Raw genomic sequence first — 16,600 nt, 5'->3', positions numbered from 1 at the left:
GGGGACACGATGACTGCATTCACGGCCGAACGCCGACACAACCGACTGACCGCCGGCATGCGGTGGCTGGTGGTCGCCACACTCGTTGTATTCGGATCGCTGGTCGCCGACCGTCCTGCGTCGGCGGCGGGAGCCCTGATTGCCGCATCGGCAAACGCGAATGCCGGGCTGTCGGCCTGCAGCACCAGCCGCGGCAAGGAGCTCTACAACTGCGTCGCCGACGTGCTCGATCGTCTGAACAACGAGATCGCACCGATCCGGGTGCCCGAGGCACAGCGCGCATTGCAGACCGCGTCGGCGCGCTTGCGTGCCGCCAACAGCAAGGCGGAGGCGCTCTCGGCAATCAGCCAGGCCCAGGCGGCGATCGCCGGCGCGATCCGTCAGGCCAAGGCGGCGCCGGGCGCCACGCAGGACACCGGCCGCGGCCTGTCCGCGATCGTCGGCGTGCTGGCGCGGGCCGCAAAACTGATCCAGGCGAAGGGATGATGCCGGGAAGAGTATGACCGCTCGGCGGTCATGCTCCACTCCGATCAATGAAAGGGCTGGGACAATGACGACATTCATTTACGGACTTGAACAAGGGCGGCTGACGGCCGGCATGCGGATGCTGGCGCTGGCGGCACTGGTGTTGCTGGCATCGTTGTTTGCGGATCGGCCGGCATCGGCGGCCGCAGTGCTGAACGCCGCGGCGGCGAACGCGAATGCCGGGCTTTCCGCCTGCAGCAGCAGCCGCGGCAAGGCACTCTACAACTGCGTTGCGGACGTGCTCGAGCGCATGAGCAACGAGATCTCCTCGGTCCGGGTCCCCGAGACCCAGCGCGCCCTGCAAACCGCGGCCACCCGCCTGCGCTCGGCGAGCAGCAAGGCCGAAGCCGTCTCCGCGATCACGCAATGCCAGGCCGCGATCGCAGGCGCATTGCGCCAGGTCAAGGCAACCGGCCACGCACCCGGCTGGGGCGACAGCGGACTGGCCTCGATCGCCGGCGTGCTGGCGCGGGCGGCCAAGCTGATCCAGGCCAAGGGATGATTGCCCGCTAAGCATGACCGCGCGGCGGTCATGCTTCGCCCGGCCAGATCAGTTCCTGCAGCTCGACGAGGTCGCCGGCCCTGTCCGGCCAGCCCGGAATGCAGATGTGGCCGAGCGGATCGCTGTGCCGGTGCAGCATCATGAGCGCCATCAGCCGCCGCTTCAGCGCGAACGTCACATCGGCGCGCGCAATGCCGAAGCCGTCGAACAGGCTGCGCACGCGGCGCGGATGGCCGGCCGCCATGAAGGCGCTGGGCCCGAGCATGTCGTACTCGCCCCACCCGGTCTGCATGTCGCCGAAGTCGAACAGGCCGGCGACGTGCCAGCCGTCCGCCCGGCGCGCCAGCAGGAAGTTTTCCGGGATGTACTCGCCGGTCAGGATCACCGGCGGCGCATCCATCGGGATCAGCTCAGCGGCGTCGCGCAGCAAATCGTCGAATCCCGCGAGGAATTTTGCCGGTAGCCCCAGCCGCGCGTGACGCGCCCGGCACTGCGCGATCTGCCCGCGCATGAAGGCGTCCCAGCGCGGCTCGGCTTCAAGCAGCGCGCCCGGCGGCACACGCTGCACCGATGCGATGACCGCGCCGATCTCGCCGAGCACACGCTCCTTTTCGGCTTCCGCGAGCGAGGGCCACGCCTCCGAGCCGACCACCCCTTCTAGGCGGGTGATGACGAGATAAGGCCAGCCGTCGCGCTCGCCCTCGGCGACGATCTCGGGGATCGGAATGCCGAGCCGGCCGCGGAGCTGCGCGAGCGTGGTGCGCTCGGAGATGAATTGCGGGCGCAGGAACGGCGGGAAGAGCTTCAGGATCAGATCGCCGTCGAGCCCTACGACGAGGTTGGTGCCGGTCGCGAAGACGTGCGGCGCGGTGCAGGGCAGCCCGTGGGAGCCCGCGATCTCGCGCGCGACCGGCAGCCAGCGCGCGGTGTCGCCGCGCCAGGCGCGGTAGGTGGCGTAGTCGGGGATCGGTGGCAGGATGGTCATTGCGAAGAATGAACTTGTAGCCCGGTTGGAGCGAAGCGTAATCCGGGATTCTGCGTCAACGGAGACAGCGGCCCCGGATTTCGCTTCGCTGCATCCGGGCTACGGAGTTGCAATGCTCACCGGTCCGGATTGGCGCGCTCGAACTGGCGCAGCAGGCGGTTGCCGCGCTCCACCGCATTGTCCATCGCGGCCTGTGCCGAGCGCTTGCCGGCGAACACCTGCTCGAGCTCGTCCTCGATCACGTCGCGGATCAAGACGAACGATCCGAGGCGGACGCCCCTGGAATTGTCGGTCGGCGTCTTCAGCGTGACCTCCTCGATCGAGATCGAGGCGCCGGGACTGCGGTCGTAGAAGCCCTGCGTGCGGGACAGGTCGAACGCGGCGCGGGTGACCGGCAGATAGCCGGTGTTCTGATGCCAGGCGGCCTGCACCTCGGGCCGCGAGAGATAAGAAAAGAACTTCGCGACGCCGGCATATTCGGCGCGCGGCCGGTCGCGCAGCACCCACAGCGTGGCGCCGCCGATGATCGAGTTCTGCGGCGCGCCCTGCACGTCGGGATCATACGGCATCATGCCGTAGCCGACCTCGAATTTCGAATTGGCCCTGATGTCGGCGCGGGTGCCGGAGGAGCCGATGAAGATGCCGCATTCGCCCTTCTGGAAGCGCGGCTCGGCCGCCTGCCCGCGGCCGCTGAAGTCGAACGCCTTGCTGCTCTGCCATTCGGCGAGCTGCGCGATGTGGCGCACCACGATCGGATTGTTGAAGATCAGCTGGGCGTCGAGCCCGCCGAAGCCGTTGGCCTTGGTCGCGAGCGGCAGATTGTGGAACGCGGAGAAATTCTCGACATTGATCCAGGACGGCCATGACGTGGTCAGCCCGCACATCATGCCCGCGGCGCGCAGCCGCTTCGCCGCCGCGCCGACGTCCGGCCAGGTCCGCGGCGCGACGTTCGGATCGAGCCCCGCCGAGCGGAACATGTCCTTGTTGTAGTAGAGGATCGGCGTCGAGGCGTTGAACGGGAACGACAGCATGTTGCCGTGGACATCGGCGTAGTAGCCGGCGACTGCCGGCAGATAGGCCGCCGGCGTGAACGACTCGGACTGATCGCGCATCAACTCGAACACCGGATAGATCGCGCCGCGCGCCGCCATCATGGTCGCGGTGGCGATCTCGTTGACCTGCACGATCGCCGGCTGGCTGCGCGAGCGGAAGGCGAAGATCGCCGCGGTGACGGTCTCGGTGTAGTTGCCCTTGTAGGCGGGCACGATGCGGTAGTCGGATTGCGTGGCGTTGAAATCGGCGGCGAGCTTCTCGACCTGCTTGCCGAGCTCGCCCGACATCGCATGCCACCACATGATCTCGGTCGCTGCATGTGCCGGCGACAGGAGCAGAAGGACCGCGGCGGCAAGCTGCAGGACTTTCAAGGCAAGGTTCACGATGAGCCGTTTCCCGGTGGCAACACGCCGTCATAAGGCGCAATACGCGCGGTTGCAATCGGGCGCCTTTGGTTGCATTGCGATTTAACGTTTGGCTGATGGGCGAAGCAGCGGCTTTCTGCTAACAACCCGTTGAACCTTTTCCTCCCGCCCAAGACACAAATCACAAGGGGAAGTGTAGCCTGTGTACCGCCGCGCCGGCCTTTCGCGGACCATAACGCTTGTCGCGACGCTGCTGTGCATGGCGGTTTCGGCAGGCGCGTTCGCGCGCGAATTCCGCACCGCCGATACTCAGAACGAGGATTATCCGACGGTTCAGGCGCTGAATTACATGGGCAACCTGATCTCCGAACGCACCGGCGGCCGGCATCGGATGGTGGTCTTCCACTCCCGCCAGCTCGGCGAGGAAAAGGAGACGCTGGAACAGACCCGGGCCGGCGCCATCGACCTCAACCGGACCAATGTCGCGCTGATCGGGACCATGGTGCCGTCCGTGAACGTGCTGGCGATGCCGTTCCTGTTTCGATCGCTTGAGCACCTGCGAAAGGTGCTGGACGGGCCGATCGGCACCGAGATCCTGAACAGCTTCGAATCGCATGGCTTCGTCGGGCTGGCGTTCTACGATTCCGGCGCCCGCTCGATCTACAACAGCGTCCGCCCGGTGCGGTCGCTCGAGGACCTCAAGGGGTTGCGTGTGCGCGTGCAGCAGTCGCAGCAGATGTCGGACATGATCCGCGCGCTCGGCGCCGAACCGGTCGAGATGCCCTACGGCCAGGTGCTGACCGGGCTCGCGACAAGGCTGATCGACGGCGCCGAGAACAACTGGCCGTCCTTCGTCACCACCGGCCACTACAAATATGCCGGCAACTATTCGCTGACCATGCACACGGTGAGCCCGGAAGTGCTGGTGATGTCGCAGAAGGCCTGGGCCAGCCTGTCGCCGGATGAGCAGACGATCTTCCGCGAGGCCGCGCAGCGCTCCAGCATCTATATGCGCGAGCGATGGAAGGAGCTCGAGGAGCGCTCGCGCAAACAGGCGGAGGACGCCGGCGTCAAGATCGTATCGAATATCGACCGCAGGCCGTTCGAGGCGGCGATGGCTGGCATCTACGCCAAGGCGGAGCGCGATCCGGCGATCTCGGCGCTGATCGACCGCATCCGCAACGTGGAGTAACCGGATCTTGGCCAAGCCGCACCAGGACAAGGTGACGAAGCGGCCGCCGGCCTTCGGGCCGCAGGGCCGCTTCCGAGTTGTCCAGCTGCTGCGCGCGGTGCCGATCCGCTGGCGCATCCTGTCGATCGCCCTGCTCAACTCGGCGGTCGTGATCGCGCTCGCCTTCCTGATCTGGAACGGCGCCAAGGTGCTCGGCTCGGCCTGGGATGACGTCCGCCAGGTGCGGGAATCCGACAAGATCCTGGCCAAGCTGGAGAGCGAGACCTCCAGGCTGCAGAACCTGATCCACCGCTACATCAACCAGCCGAGCCCCGATCTGTTCGCGGAGATCCTGCTGCTGCGCGAGGCGGTGCTCGGCACGCTGACCAACCGGGCCTCGACCGATCCGATGCTGTCAGGATCGGTGGAGGTGCTGGAGCGGACCACCAGCCGCTTCCTCGACGGCTTCGGCGAGCTGCGTTCCCTGCAGGCGACCATCACCAAGACCTATGACGAGCAGGTGCTGGCGCCGACCAAGGACATGGCCGGTCTGTACTCGATCATCGAGGGCGCCACCGGCCATCGCGACGCGCTGATCTGGCCCGCACTCGGCAAGTCGCGCGAGGCCTTCACCTCGCTGTTGGTCGCCGCCAACGCCTATTACCTCTCGCTCGCCTCGGCCTCGGCCGAGGAGGCCCGCCGCAACACCGACACGATCGAGCGGACCATTCCGGTCATGACCGATCTTGCCGAGAACGATCTGCAGCGCATGGCGCTGGCGCGGCTCAAGGTGAAGACCGCGGAGCTGCGCGACGGGCTCGGCAAGCTGAGCGAGCAGCTCGCCAGCCGTACCGAGCTGTTGCGCAACACCATCGACGCCAGCCAGGCCGATGCGATCGGCGCGATCGACGACCTCTCGGTCAAGATGCGCCAGCGCGAGCAGAAGGCGCAGGAGACGTTCGACAGGACACTGTCGGCGATCTCGCGCCGCGTGCTGTCGATCGCGGTGATCTTCCTCGGCATCATCCTCGCCGCCGGCGTCATGATCGCGCTGTCGATCCGGCTGCCGCTGGCGCAGATCATGGCCGCGATGCGCACCATCACCTCGGGCGATCTCGACCGTCCGGTGCAGGGCACCTCGGCCAAGGACGAGGTCGGCGCGATGGCGCGCGCGGTCGAGGTGTTCCGCGAGAACGCGATCGCCAAGCGCAAGACCGAGGACGAGCTGCGCAGCGCCAAGGAGAAGGCCGAGTCCGCGCTGCTCGAGCTCAACGCCGCGCAGCAGAACCTGATCGATGCCGAACGGCTCGCCGCGCTCGGCGGCCTCGTCGCCGGCGTCGCCCACGAGGTCAACAACCCGATCGGCATCAGCCTCACGGTCGCCTCGAGCTTCGCCCGCCGCACCGAGATGTTCGAGAACGAGCTGAAGACCGAGCAGCTGCGCCGCTCCAAGCTCGACGAATTCGTCCGCACCTCGCGCGACGCCGCCCAGCAGCTGGTCGCCAATTTGCAGCGCGCCGGCGAGCTGATCCAGTCCTTCAAGCAGGTCGCGGTCGACCGCTCGCATGCCGAGCGGCGACAGTTCGCCTTGGCCGAATCGACCGACCAGATCGTGGCCAGCCTGCGGCCGGTGCTGAAGAAGGCGGCGATCGCATTGTCGGTCGACGTGCCCGAGGGTCTGTTGATCGACGGTTATCCCGGGGCCTATGGCCAGATCTTAACCAATCTTTTCCTGAACGCCGTCAATCATGCGTTTGCCGACGGCCGCTCCGGCACCATCACGATCTCGGCGCGCGGGCGCGGCGCCGACGACGTCGAGATCATCTTCGCCGACGACGGAGCCGGCATGACGCCGGACGTGCAGCGGCAGGCGTTCGACCCGTTCTTTACGACGCGCCGCAACGAAGGTGGTACAGGCCTCGGCCTGCATATCGTCTATAACCTCGTCACCCAGCAGCTCGGTGGACGGATGATGCTGGAGTCAAGACTAGGACAAGGCACCACTTTTCGGATTATCATGCCCAGGATCGCCAAGGGGGAGCCCACCGGCCGGCCCGCGATCGCTGACGCAGCAGCCGACGGAACCAGTCAATGGCCGAACAGGACGATGTCCTCCAACTGATCGACGATACCGAGAGCCCCCCGGAGGACTCGTCGGCCCGCAAATGGAAGATCGCCGTCATCGACGACGATCATGCGGTGCATGAAGGCACCCGCTTCGCGCTCAGCGACTACAACCTGAACGGCTCGACGCTGGAGATCCTCTCGGCCTATTCCGCGGCCGAAGGTCGCACGCTGATGCGGGACAACCCGGACATCGCGGCCGTGCTGCTCGACGTCATCATGGAGACCGACGTCGCCGGCCTCGAGCTCGTCGAGTACATCCGCAACGAGATCAAGAACGAGACCGTCCGCATCATCCTGCGCACCGGCCAGCCGGGCCAGGCGCCGGAGCGGCGGGTCATCGTCCAGTACGACATCAACGACTACAAGGCGAAGACCGAGCTCACCGCCGACAAACTGTTCACCTCGCTGACCGCGGCGCTGCGCAGCTACCAGCAGCTCGAGCGGATGGTGCAGACGCGGCGCGGGCTCGAGATCATCATCGACGCCGCCTCGACGCTGTACGACTTCAAGTCGATGCAGCGGCTGGCCGAGGGCGTATTGACCCAGCTCGCCTCGCTGCTCAACGTCGACTGCGCCGGCATTTTGGTGCTGCGCGACAACGGCAATGCGGCCGCGGCCGATTTTTCCGTGCTGGCCTGTTCCGGCTGCTACAGCCGCTTCATCGGCACCACCTCGTCGAAGTCGCTCGATCCCGATCTGCGGCAGATGGTGGAAGCCGCCTTCCAGCGTCGCAAGAACGAGTTCGCCGACCACCGCAGCGTGCTCTATCTGCGCACCGGCTCTGGCCGCGAGGTCGTGGTGCTGCTGCAGGCCGAGCGCCAGCTCTCCGACACCGACCGCGCACTGGTCGAGATCTTCTCGAGCCGGCTGTCGATCGCGTTCGACAACGTGATCCTGTACCGGCAGCTGCACGAGGCCAACACCCAGCTCGAAGACCGCGTCGTACAGCGCACCCGCGCGCTGATGCAGGCCAATCGGCGGCTGTCCGCGCAATGGCTGCGGCTGCAGCGCGCCAACGGCTTCAAGAACGAGATCCTCGGCACCGTCGCCCACGACCTGAAGAACCCGCTCGGCGTCATCCTCGGCCGCACCGAGATGCTGACCGAACTGATCGGTGCCGGCTCGTCCAAGGACAACATCACCGCGCAGGTCGAGCACATCCGCGACGCCACCAAGCGGCTGACCTCGATGGTCGACCATCTGATCTCGGACGCGATGGCCGATGCCTTCGACATCACCATCCGCCGCGAGCCGGTCGACGTCGCCGCCCTCGTCAACGAGGTCACCGAGGCCAATCTGCCGTCGGCGATCAACAAGCAGCAGAGCATCTCGGTCTCCGGCCCGCAGCAATTCGTCACGATGTGCGATGCCGACCGGATCCGCGAGGCGATCGACAATCTGGTCAGCAACGCCATCAAATACTCGCCGATCGGCGGCAAGATCACGGTCACCGTCAGCCATGAGGGCGAGAACACCGTGATCCGTATCGCCGACCAGGGCCCCGGCCTCAGCCCGGAGGACCTCGGCCGGCTGTTCGGCCGGTTCCAGCGGCTGTCGGCCAAGCCGACCGCGGGCGAGAGCTCGACCGGCCTCGGCCTCTCCATCGTCAAGCGCATCATCGACATGCATGGCGGCCATGTGACCGCGGAGAGCCCCGGCCCCGGACAGGGCTCGACCTTTACGGTTACACTGCCCGCGACAGAGCCATCATGAGCCAGACACCGCATATCTTCATCGTCGACGACGAGGCCCCGGCCCGCGAGATGGTCGGCGACTATCTCAAGATGCACGGCTTCGGCGTGACGCTGTGCGACGGCGGCAAGAGCCTGCGCAAGGAGATCGAGACCGGCGTGCCCGATCTGGTGGTGCTGGACCTCAACATGCCCGAGGAAGACGGGCTGTCGATCATCCGCGACCTCAAGAGCAAGATCAACGTCCCCGTCATCATGCTGACAGCTACTGCCAGCCCGATCGACCGCGTGGTCGGGCTCGAGCTCGGCGCCGACGACTATGTGGCAAAACCCTGCGAATTGCGCGAGCTGATGGCGCGCATCCGCTCGGTGCTGCGGCGAAGCGGCCCGGCCAAGGCCGCGGCGCCGGAACCGGCGGCCGCCGCCAAGACCGAGAAGGAGCAACTGGTGCGGTTCGGCACCAAATGGCTCGACCTCGAGGCCCAGGCGCTGCGCGACGACGAGGGCAATGAGCACCCGCTGACCGCCTCGGAATTCGGCCTGCTCAAGGTGTTCGCGGCCAACCCGAAGCGGGTGCTGTCGCGCGAACGGCTCTTGGAACTCGCCAACGCCCGCGACGCCGAGGCCTTCGACCGCGCCGTCGACCTGCGCATCATGCGCATCCGCCGCAAGATCGAGTTCGATCCGACCAAGCCCTCGGTGATCCGCACCATCCGCGGCGGCGGCTACCTGTTCTCACCCACCGGCGACAAGGCCTGATCCGTTACCCTCCATCCCGTCATCCTGAGGTGCGAGCCTCTTCGGCGAGCCTCGAAGGATGCACGGCCCCGCCGGTGGCCGATTCATCCTTCGAGGCTCGCTCCGCTCGCACCTCGGGATGACGGGTCTCACATTCCCTCAAACATTGCGCGGCACACATAATTGGCTGTGCGGCACACCCGGAATCCACAGCGTCAAGGCTGTCAATTCGCGCAAAAATCCCTAAGTTTCCGCCATGCCGAAGACAGCCTCCAAAGACCCCGCCAAGCCCGCTCCGAAGACCACCGCAAAGCCCGTCGCAGCCAAGGCCGCGGCGAAGGGTGACCATATCTTTCTGGTCGACGGTTCGGGCTACATCTTCCGCGCCTATCACGCGCTGCCGCCGCTGAACCGCAAGAGTGACGGACTGCAGGTCAATGCCGTGCTCGGCTTCTGCAACATGCTGTGGAAGCTGCTGCGCGAGATGCCGGACGACAACAAGCCGACGCATCTGGCGATCGTGTTCGACAAGTCGGAGATCACCTTCCGCAACAAGATCTATCCCGATTACAAGGCGCACCGGCCGCCGGCGCCCGACGATCTGATCCCGCAATTCGCGCTGATCCGCGAGGCGGTGCGCGCCTTCGACCTGCCGTGTCTGGAGCAGGTCGGCTTCGAGGCCGACGACTTGATCGCGACCTATGCGCGCCACGCCAGCGAGCGCGGCGCGACCACGACGATCGTCTCGTCCGACAAGGACCTGATGCAGCTCGTCACCGACAAGGTGGTGATGTTCGACACCATGAAGGACCGCCGCATCGGCCGCGACGAGGTGATCGAGAAGTTCGGCGTGCCGCCGGAGAAGGTGGTCGAGGTGCAGGCGCTGGCGGGCGACTCCACCGACAACGTGCCCGGCGTGCCCGGCATCGGCATCAAGACCGCGGCGCAGCTGATCATCGAGTATGGCGATCTCGATCAGCTGCTGTTCCGCGCCACAGAGATCAAGCAGCCGAAGCGGCGCGAGTCGCTGCTCGAGCATGCCGAGAAGGCGCGCATCTCGCGGCAATTGGTTCTGCTCGACGACAAGGTCGAGCTCGACGTGCCGCTCGACGATCTCGCCGTGCACGAACCCGACCCGCGCCGGCTGGTCGCCTTCCTCAAGGCGATGGAGTTCTCCACTCTCACCCGCCGCGTCGCCGACTATGCGCAAATCGATCCGGCCAATGTCGAAGCCGACCCCGGCAACAAGAGCGGCGCCAGCGTGTTCTCGCCGCTGCCGCCGTCCGACGTGACGCCGGCGCCCGGCGACGCATCGACGGCCGCCGCGCCTGCCGCCGCCGCGGTGAAGGAGCGCGCCAAACCGACCGGCGCCCGGGATGACAAGGCTTCCAGCCTGAAGGGCACGCCGGCGGCGCTGGCGGAGACCCGCGGCGAGGCGATCCGCAAGCTCGGCTTCGATCTCAAGGCCTATCAGGCGATCGGCAGCCTCGACCAGCTCGACGCCTTCCTCTCGCGCGCGCAGGACAGCGGCTATCTTGCGATCGAGGCGATGTCCGAATCGATCGACCCGATGCAAGCCGAGCTCTCGGGGCTGGGCCTCGCCGTGGCGCCGAACGAGGCCGCTTACGTGCCGCTCGGCCACAAGCAGCCCGGCGGCGGCGCCGGCCTGTTCGATGCAGGTCTGGCACCAGGCCAGATCAATCCGGCCGATGCGCTCGCCGCGCTGAAGCCGCTGCTGGAATCTACAGGCATCCAGAAGGTCGGCTTCAACACCAAGTTCACCGCGGTGCTGCTGGCGCAGCACGGCATCACCCTGCGCAACACCGACGATGCCCAGCTGATGTCCTACGCGCTCGACGCCGGCCGCGGCTCGCATGCGCTGGAGCAGCTCGCCGAGCGCTGGTTCGGCCATGCCGTCGTCAGCTATGGCGGCCTCGTCGGCAGCGGCAAGGGCAAGCTGACCTTCGATCAGGTCACGATCGACAAGGCCACCGAATACGCGGCCGAGAGTGCCGACGTGATCCTGAGGCTGTGGCGCGTGCTGAAGCCGCGCCTCGTCTCCGAGCGGATGCTGACGGTCTACGAGACGCTGGAGCGGCCGCTGGTTTCGGTGCTGGCGCGGATGGAGCGGCGCGGCATCTCGATCGACCGCCAGGTGCTGTCGCGCCTGTCGGGCGAGTTCGCCCAGACCGCAGCAAGGGTCGAGGCCGAGATCCAGGAGATCGCCGGCGAGCCGGTCAATGTCGGCAGCCCCAAGCAAATCGGCGACATCATCTTCGGCAAGATGGGATTGCCCGGCGGCACCAAGACCAAGACCGGCGCCTGGTCGACCACCGCGCAGGTGCTCGACGATCTCGCCGAGCAAGGCCACGATTTCCCGCGGCGGATCCTGGAGTGGCGCCAGGTCTCCAAGCTGAAATCGACCTACACCGACGCGCTGCCGACCTACGTCAATCCGCAGACCCATCGCGTGCACACGACGTATGCGCTGGCCGCGACCACGACGGGCCGGCTGTCGTCGAACGAGCCCAATTTGCAGAACATCCCTGTTCGCACCGAGGACGGCCGAAAAATCCGCCGCGCCTTCATCGCGACGCCGGGCCACAAGCTGGTGTCGGCCGACTACTCCCAGATCGAGCTGCGGCTGCTCGCCGAGATCGCCGACGTGCCGGTGCTGCGCCAGGCATTCCGCGACGGGCTCGACATTCACGCGATGACAGCCTCCGAAATGTTCGGCGTGCCGATCAAGGACATGCCGAGCGAAGTGCGCCGCCGCGCCAAAGCGATCAACTTCGGCATCATCTATGGCATCTCGGCGTTCGGCCTCGCCAACCAGCTCGGCATCGCGCGCGAGGAGGCCTCCGCCTACATCAAGAAGTATTTCGAGCGCTTCCCCGGCATCCGCGCCTACATGGACGAGACCAAGGATTCCTGCCGCAGGAACGGCTACGTCACCACGCTGTTCGGCCGCAAGATGTACTATCCGGACATCAAGGCCTCCAACGCCTCGGTGCGCGCCTTCAACGAACGCGCCTCGATCAACGCGCGCCTGCAGGGCACCACGGCCGACATCATCCGCCGCGCGATGATCCGCGTCGAGGACGCGCTCGCCGAGAAGAAGCTGTCGGCGCAGATGCTGCTGCAGGTGCACGACGAGCTGATCTTCGAGGTGCCCGACGACGAGGTCGCCGCGACGCTGCCGGTGGTGCAGAAGGTGATGCAGGACGCGCCGTTCCCGGCGGTGATCCTCTCGCTGCCGCTGCAGGTCGACGCGCGCGCCGCGACGAACTGGGACGAGGCGCATTGATTCTACTCAGAAATTTCGCGCGCAGATCACCCGGCAGATCTCCCCGCACAAAAAATTGCGGGGAATTTCAATAATATTGAGGGGAAATCATTGACAATTGCGGGGAACTCGACAGATATAAGTCGACCCCGGAATCGGCGCTAACCAGACCCGGGGTCGTTCTATCAACAACCCTGAAAGGCTATTCCCATGGTCATCGACATCCTCAATCTTAAGACCCCCGTTCCCTGCATTCAAGGCACGTTCGGCCATCGACTCGTCACCTACACGACCCAAGCGTCGCCGAAGCAAATCATGAACCTTCTTGGCCATGATCCACGAAGCAAGAACTGGAAGCGCCTTCCTGACGATCTTCGACAGGTTTACGAGTATCTGCAGCGCAAGACTGACAAGAATCGCCGCGAGAGCGTTGCCGCTTACATCGAAGAGCGCTTGGGACCGGACAGCATCGCTATTGGTGCGTTTCCCGCCATCTCAATTGCATTTCAGCAGCCGATTGAATTCAAGCCATATGGACAGCCCATTCAGTCCGCTGTCGGCGATTTGATGGTTGATATCTCTCCGTCCGCAATCCGTGTCTTGATTGACGGCTTGGGACGGGTGACAGGGGCCTTGGACGTCGCCGAGGAAGGCAATGAGCCGCTATTGGATCGCTTCCAGTTTCCAATCACGATCTATGCACCTAGCCCCGGCACGAAGGCACTTTCGTGGAAGGAAATGGGCCAACTCTTTCATGACTTTAATTTCCGCGTGCAGCCAGTTTCGAAGCAGTTGGCCATCGCGCTCGATACAAGCGACATCTACATCGCGCTCGCTGGAAAGTTCGCCGAGTGCCCGGTCATTGCCAACAACGGCGGCGTCGCAGAGCGTTCGGCTAGTCTCGGGAGCAAGAGCACCAATTTGGTTGTCCAGACCTTGCTGGTGCGCACTATTCGTGGTGCTTGTGAAGGACGGAAGTTTCAAGAGTCGGATATGGCATCAGTCGAAATGCCAAACCTCACGAAGGACAGCTTCAACGGCTTGCTCTCCTCGATCGATACGTTCTTTAGCCGGTTCGCGAACAAGATGGGGGGCGATCGCTTTACAGATCGTCAGAGTTTGCACCTGACGTCTCCAGGATGGCAGGCACTCGGCATTCTTCACCACGATATGGTGTTCAAGTTGAAACTTGACGCCGTGGAGCAGTCCAAAGTGACAGAGCGGATCGCTGCGATTGATTGGAGTAGGTACAATCCCGATTGGTTGAGCTTCGGTATCGGGCACCCAGAAATTGACAAGAAGACTGGTTCGCCAGTTCTTGACGGCAGCGGCCGTCAGAAGGTTGCACTGACTGGTGCCGGGCGAACCAACACGCAGAAGCTGCTGGACTACATCCGTGAGAAGTCTGGCATCGCAGATCGCCTCAAGCCGTATTCTGCCGAGGAGGTTGAAGCCGCGTAGATCTAGAATTTCTTGGACGAACCCGGAGCAAATGCTCCTGGTTCGTCCGTGTTCTACGGCAACAATAGTTTTATCTCTCAGAGAGCGCGTCCGCGAATCCAAGTCTCGCCCACCATCGCCAAGGAGAGTGTCCGCCCTACGCTCTAAGGGCGCGCTTCGCTCGCTTTGGCTCCGCGAGAGCGCCGCCAGGGACCACACCGCCCTCGCGACTACATTGCTCGGAGAGCAATTCCGACATGGCCTCGCATCCCACCGCACGCTAAACACGCCTGCATCCCCTCGCGAGACCCGTCATGCCCCACACATCCGCGTTGCTCGGCTTTGCCCTCGTGTCGCTCGGCATGGTGCTGACGCCGGGGCCGAACATGATCTACCTGATCTCGCGCTCGATCACGCAGGGGCCGGCGGCGGGCATCGTCTCGCTCGGCGGCGTGGCGCTCGGCTTCGTGTTCTACATGCTGTGCGCGGCGTTCGGCATCACCGCGCTGCTGTTTGCGATCCCCTATGCCTATGACGCGCTGCGCTTTGCCGGCGCGGCCTATCTGCTGTGGCTGGCGTGGCAAGCGCTCAAGCCCGGCGGCCGCTCGCCTTTCCAGGTCAAGACGCTGAATGTCGACGGCCCGCGCAAGCTGTTCGCGATGGGCTTCGTCACCAATCTGCTGAACCCGAAGATCGCGATGCTCTATCTCGCGCTGCTGCCACAGTTCATCGACCCCGCCGGCGGCAGCGTGCTGACGCAGTCGCTCGCGCTCGGCTCGATCCAGATCGTGATCAGCGTCAGCGTCAACGCGATGATCGCGCTCGCGGCCGGCTCGATCGCGGTGTTCCTCGGCACGCGTCCAAGCTGGCTGCTGGTGCAGCGCTGGCTGATGGGCACGGTGCTGGCAGGGCTCGCGGTGAAGATGGCGCTCGAGGCGCGGAGGGCTTAGCCACCTCGTCATGCGCGGGCTTGGCGCAACAGGCTCGCTGTCGTCCCGGCGAAGGCCGGGACCCATAATCACCGACGGTCATCGCGGTCCAACGCTGGGGCCGCAGCCCGCTTCAACAACACCACCCTGTGGTAATGGGTCCCGGCCTTCGCCCGGGACGACAGGTGAATATGAAGCCCGGCAATGACGATCTGCCCCCTCAATCCAGCTTCGCTTCCATGCCGCGCTTCGTCGCGGGGCGGGCCATCAGCGCGTCGTACCAGCGCTTGACGTTGGGGAAGTCGGCCAATTCGACCTTGTGGCGCGGATGGCGCCAGGCCCAGCCGAGGATGGCGAAATCGGCGACCGAGAGCTCGCCGGCGACGAATTCGCGCTCCGCGAGGCGGCGATCCAGCACGCCGTAGAGCCGCCGCGTCTCGGCCATGTAGCGCTTCAGGCCGTAGGCGCGGTCCTGCTCGTTCTCCAGCGCGATGAAATGGTGCACCTGGCCGGGCATCGGGCCGAAACCGCCCATCTGCCACATCAGCCATTCATAGACCGGGATCCGTTCCGCCAGCAGCTTCGGCAGGAACTTGCCGGTCTTCTCGCCGAGATAGAGCAGGATCGCGCCGGACTCGAAGACGCTGACCGGCTTGCCGCCGGGCCCGTCGGGATCGACGATCGCCGGGATCTTGTTGTTCGGGCTGATCGCGAGGAACGCGGGCGCCATCTGCTCGCCCTTCGAGATGTTCACCGGGATCACCTTGTAGGGCAGCCCCATCTCCTCCAGCGCCACCGAGATCTTGCGGCCGTTGGGCGTGTTCCAGGTGTGCAGCTCGATGGTCATTTCCCGATCCCTTCCAAGTGCTTGACCAAGTGTTTGGCGCCTGCTTAAGGGCAATGGAACGACCGCACAACCCGCTCTTTCCGCAAGCTCGCCCGCCGGAATCGCGGCGTGGGCACTGTTGACGGCCGGGTTTCGACGCTGGAATCTGGCTGGGGGCATCGATAGATTGCCGCCCGCCTCGAACCCTCAAGGAAAGCGCCTTGTCCAAATCAGCTTCCCGTGCCCGCCTCGCCGAGATCATCCGCAAGCGCTCGTTCGGCCGCGGCGAGATCACCCTGGCGTCGGGACGCAAGAGCGACTTCTATTTCAACCTGAAGCCGACGATGCTCGATCCCGAGGGCGCGGCGCTGCTCGCCGAGCTGACCTATGAGGCGCTGAAGGACGACAAGCTGGATTTCGTCGGTGGGCTCGAAATGGGCGCGGTGCCGCTGGCCGGCGCGATCGCGCAGCTGTCCTGGCTGAAGGGCCACCCGATCGCGGCGTTCTTCGTGCGCAAGAAGCCGAAGGAGCACGGCGCGCGGCTCGCCGTCGAAGGCCTCGCCAAGGGCGAGACGCTCGCCGGCAAGCGCATCGTGATCGTCGAGGACGTCACCACCACCGGTGGCTCGGCGCTGAAGGCAGTGGAAGCTGTTCGCGAGGCCGGCGGCGAGATCGCGCTGGTCTTCACCATGGTCGACCGCGAGGAAGGCGCGACGGAGACGTTCGCCGAAGCGGGCCTGACATTCCGCGCTCTGTACAAGGCGGGCGAGTTTTTGAAGAACTGAGAGACTCTCTCCTCCCCCTCTCCCCGTTCTTACGGGGAGAGGGGTTGGGGTGAGGGGCTGCTTCCACGACACGACTCGTGGAGAGTCCCCCTCACCCGGATCGCATCTGCGATGCGATCCGACCTCTCCCCGCAAGCGGGGCGAGGTGAAGGAAACATCCTTCGCATTTCGTCCGAC

At 65.3% G+C, this 16,600-nt stretch carries 13 protein-coding genes; 10 read left to right on the top strand and 3 right to left on the bottom strand.

Annotated elements, in window-relative coordinates:
• Positions 1-9 precede the first annotated feature (9 nt).
• Both JQ633_RS06015 and JQ633_RS06010 read left to right on the top strand, forming a co-directional pair.
• Positions 10-486: a hypothetical protein gene (locus tag JQ633_RS06015; RefSeq protein ID WP_249158866.1), complete on the top strand. Its 477-nt coding sequence runs from the start codon at positions 10-12 to the stop codon at positions 484-486.
• Between the two features lie 64 nt (positions 487-550).
• Positions 551-1,027: a hypothetical protein gene (locus tag JQ633_RS06010; protein ID WP_249158865.1), complete on the top strand. Its 477-nt coding sequence runs from the start codon at positions 551-553 to the stop codon at positions 1,025-1,027.
• 28 nt (positions 1,028-1,055) lie between these two features.
• Here JQ633_RS06010 and JQ633_RS06005 read toward each other — a convergent pair whose 3' ends face one another.
• Both JQ633_RS06005 and ugpB read right to left on the bottom strand, forming a co-directional pair.
• On the bottom strand, positions 1,056-2,012 hold the full coding sequence (locus JQ633_RS06005; protein ID WP_211983433.1) for a phosphotransferase: 957 nt from the start codon (positions 2,010-2,012) through the stop codon (positions 1,056-1,058).
• Between the two features lie 116 nt (positions 2,013-2,128).
• A complete protein-coding gene (gene ugpB / locus JQ633_RS06000; protein WP_349631526.1) occupies positions 2,129-3,448 on the bottom strand; it encodes a sn-glycerol-3-phosphate ABC transporter substrate-binding protein UgpB in 1,320 nt (439 codons plus the stop codon).
• Positions 3,449-3,689: 241 nt separating this feature from the next.
• Between ugpB and JQ633_RS05995 the strand changes: the two genes are divergently transcribed.
• From JQ633_RS05995 to JQ633_RS05965, 7 genes are all read left to right on the top strand, one after another.
• Positions 3,690-4,622, top strand: a complete 933-nt coding sequence (locus tag JQ633_RS05995) for a TRAP transporter substrate-binding protein (RefSeq protein ID WP_211983431.1) — start codon at positions 3,690-3,692, stop codon at positions 4,620-4,622.
• A gap of 97 nt (positions 4,623-4,719) precedes the next feature.
• Positions 4,720-6,723: a sensor histidine kinase gene (locus tag JQ633_RS05990; RefSeq protein ID WP_211984150.1), complete on the top strand. Its 2,004-nt coding sequence runs from the start codon at positions 4,720-4,722 to the stop codon at positions 6,721-6,723.
• Entirely contained in the window at positions 6,693-8,441 is a 1,749-nt protein-coding gene (locus JQ633_RS05985; protein WP_211983430.1) for an ATP-binding response regulator, read from the top strand. Before JQ633_RS05990 ends, JQ633_RS05985 begins: the two co-directional genes overlap by 31 nt.
• On the top strand, positions 8,438-9,178 hold the full coding sequence (locus JQ633_RS05980; RefSeq protein WP_211983428.1) for a response regulator: 741 nt from the start codon (positions 8,438-8,440) through the stop codon (positions 9,176-9,178). Before JQ633_RS05985 ends, JQ633_RS05980 begins: the two co-directional genes overlap by 4 nt.
• Before the next feature lie 235 nt (positions 9,179-9,413).
• Positions 9,414-12,464 carry a DNA polymerase I gene (gene polA / locus JQ633_RS05975; RefSeq protein WP_211983426.1) on the top strand — a complete coding sequence of 1,017 codons (3,051 nt, stop codon included), beginning with the start codon at positions 9,414-9,416 and terminating at the stop codon, positions 12,462-12,464.
• Between the two features lie 189 nt (positions 12,465-12,653).
• Positions 12,654-13,904 carry a DNA sulfur modification protein DndB gene (locus JQ633_RS05970; RefSeq protein WP_211983424.1) on the top strand — a complete coding sequence of 417 codons (1,251 nt, stop codon included), beginning with the start codon at positions 12,654-12,656 and terminating at the stop codon, positions 13,902-13,904.
• A 293-nt stretch (positions 13,905-14,197) separates the two neighbouring features.
• Positions 14,198-14,833, top strand: a complete 636-nt coding sequence (locus JQ633_RS05965; RefSeq protein WP_211983422.1) for a LysE family translocator — start codon at positions 14,198-14,200, stop codon at positions 14,831-14,833.
• A 199-nt stretch (positions 14,834-15,032) separates the two neighbouring features.
• Here the strand turns inward: JQ633_RS05965 and JQ633_RS05960 are convergent, their stop codons facing one another.
• Positions 15,033-15,659: a glutathione S-transferase family protein gene (locus tag JQ633_RS05960; RefSeq protein WP_211983421.1), complete on the bottom strand. Its 627-nt coding sequence runs from the start codon at positions 15,657-15,659 to the stop codon at positions 15,033-15,035.
• A 200-nt stretch (positions 15,660-15,859) separates the two neighbouring features.
• Here JQ633_RS05960 and pyrE point away from each other — a divergent pair, with 200 nt between their 5' ends.
• Positions 15,860-16,423, top strand: a complete 564-nt coding sequence (pyrE, locus tag JQ633_RS05955) for an orotate phosphoribosyltransferase (RefSeq protein WP_211983419.1) — start codon at positions 15,860-15,862, stop codon at positions 16,421-16,423.
• Positions 16,424-16,600 lie beyond the last annotated feature (177 nt).

The organism is Bradyrhizobium tropiciagri (genome assembly GCF_018130505.1).
Lineage (GTDB): Bacteria > Pseudomonadota > Alphaproteobacteria > Rhizobiales > Xanthobacteraceae > Bradyrhizobium > Bradyrhizobium tropiciagri_B.
Note: the sequence above shows the minus strand (reverse complement) of the source record. Positions and strands in the feature narration are given on the sequence as shown.

Bases quoted from the DNA above. Each gene is read 5' to 3' on its own strand.
- JQ633_RS05960 (WP_211983421.1), bottom strand. From the start codon at position 15,659: ATGACCATCGAGCTGCACACCTGGAACACGCCCAACGGCCGCAAGATC.
- JQ633_RS06015 (WP_249158866.1), top strand. From the start codon at position 10: ATGACTGCATTCACGGCCGAACGCCGACACAACCGACTGACCGCCGGC.
- JQ633_RS06010 (WP_249158865.1), top strand. From the start codon at position 551: ATGACGACATTCATTTACGGACTTGAACAAGGGCGGCTGACGGCCGGC.
- JQ633_RS05980 (WP_211983428.1), top strand. From the start codon at position 8,438: ATGAGCCAGACACCGCATATCTTCATCGTCGACGACGAGGCCCCGGCC.
- JQ633_RS05995 (WP_211983431.1), top strand. From the start codon at position 3,690: ATGGCGGTTTCGGCAGGCGCGTTCGCGCGCGAATTCCGCACCGCCGAT.
- JQ633_RS06005 (WP_211983433.1), bottom strand. From the start codon at position 2,012: ATGACCATCCTGCCACCGATCCCCGACTACGCCACCTACCGCGCCTGG.
- polA (WP_211983426.1), top strand. From the start codon at position 9,414: ATGCCGAAGACAGCCTCCAAAGACCCCGCCAAGCCCGCTCCGAAGACC.
- JQ633_RS05965 (WP_211983422.1), top strand. From the start codon at position 14,198: ATGCCCCACACATCCGCGTTGCTCGGCTTTGCCCTCGTGTCGCTCGGC.
- JQ633_RS05970 (WP_211983424.1), top strand. From the start codon at position 12,654: ATGGTCATCGACATCCTCAATCTTAAGACCCCCGTTCCCTGCATTCAA.
- JQ633_RS05985 (WP_211983430.1), top strand. From the start codon at position 6,693: ATGGCCGAACAGGACGATGTCCTCCAACTGATCGACGATACCGAGAGC.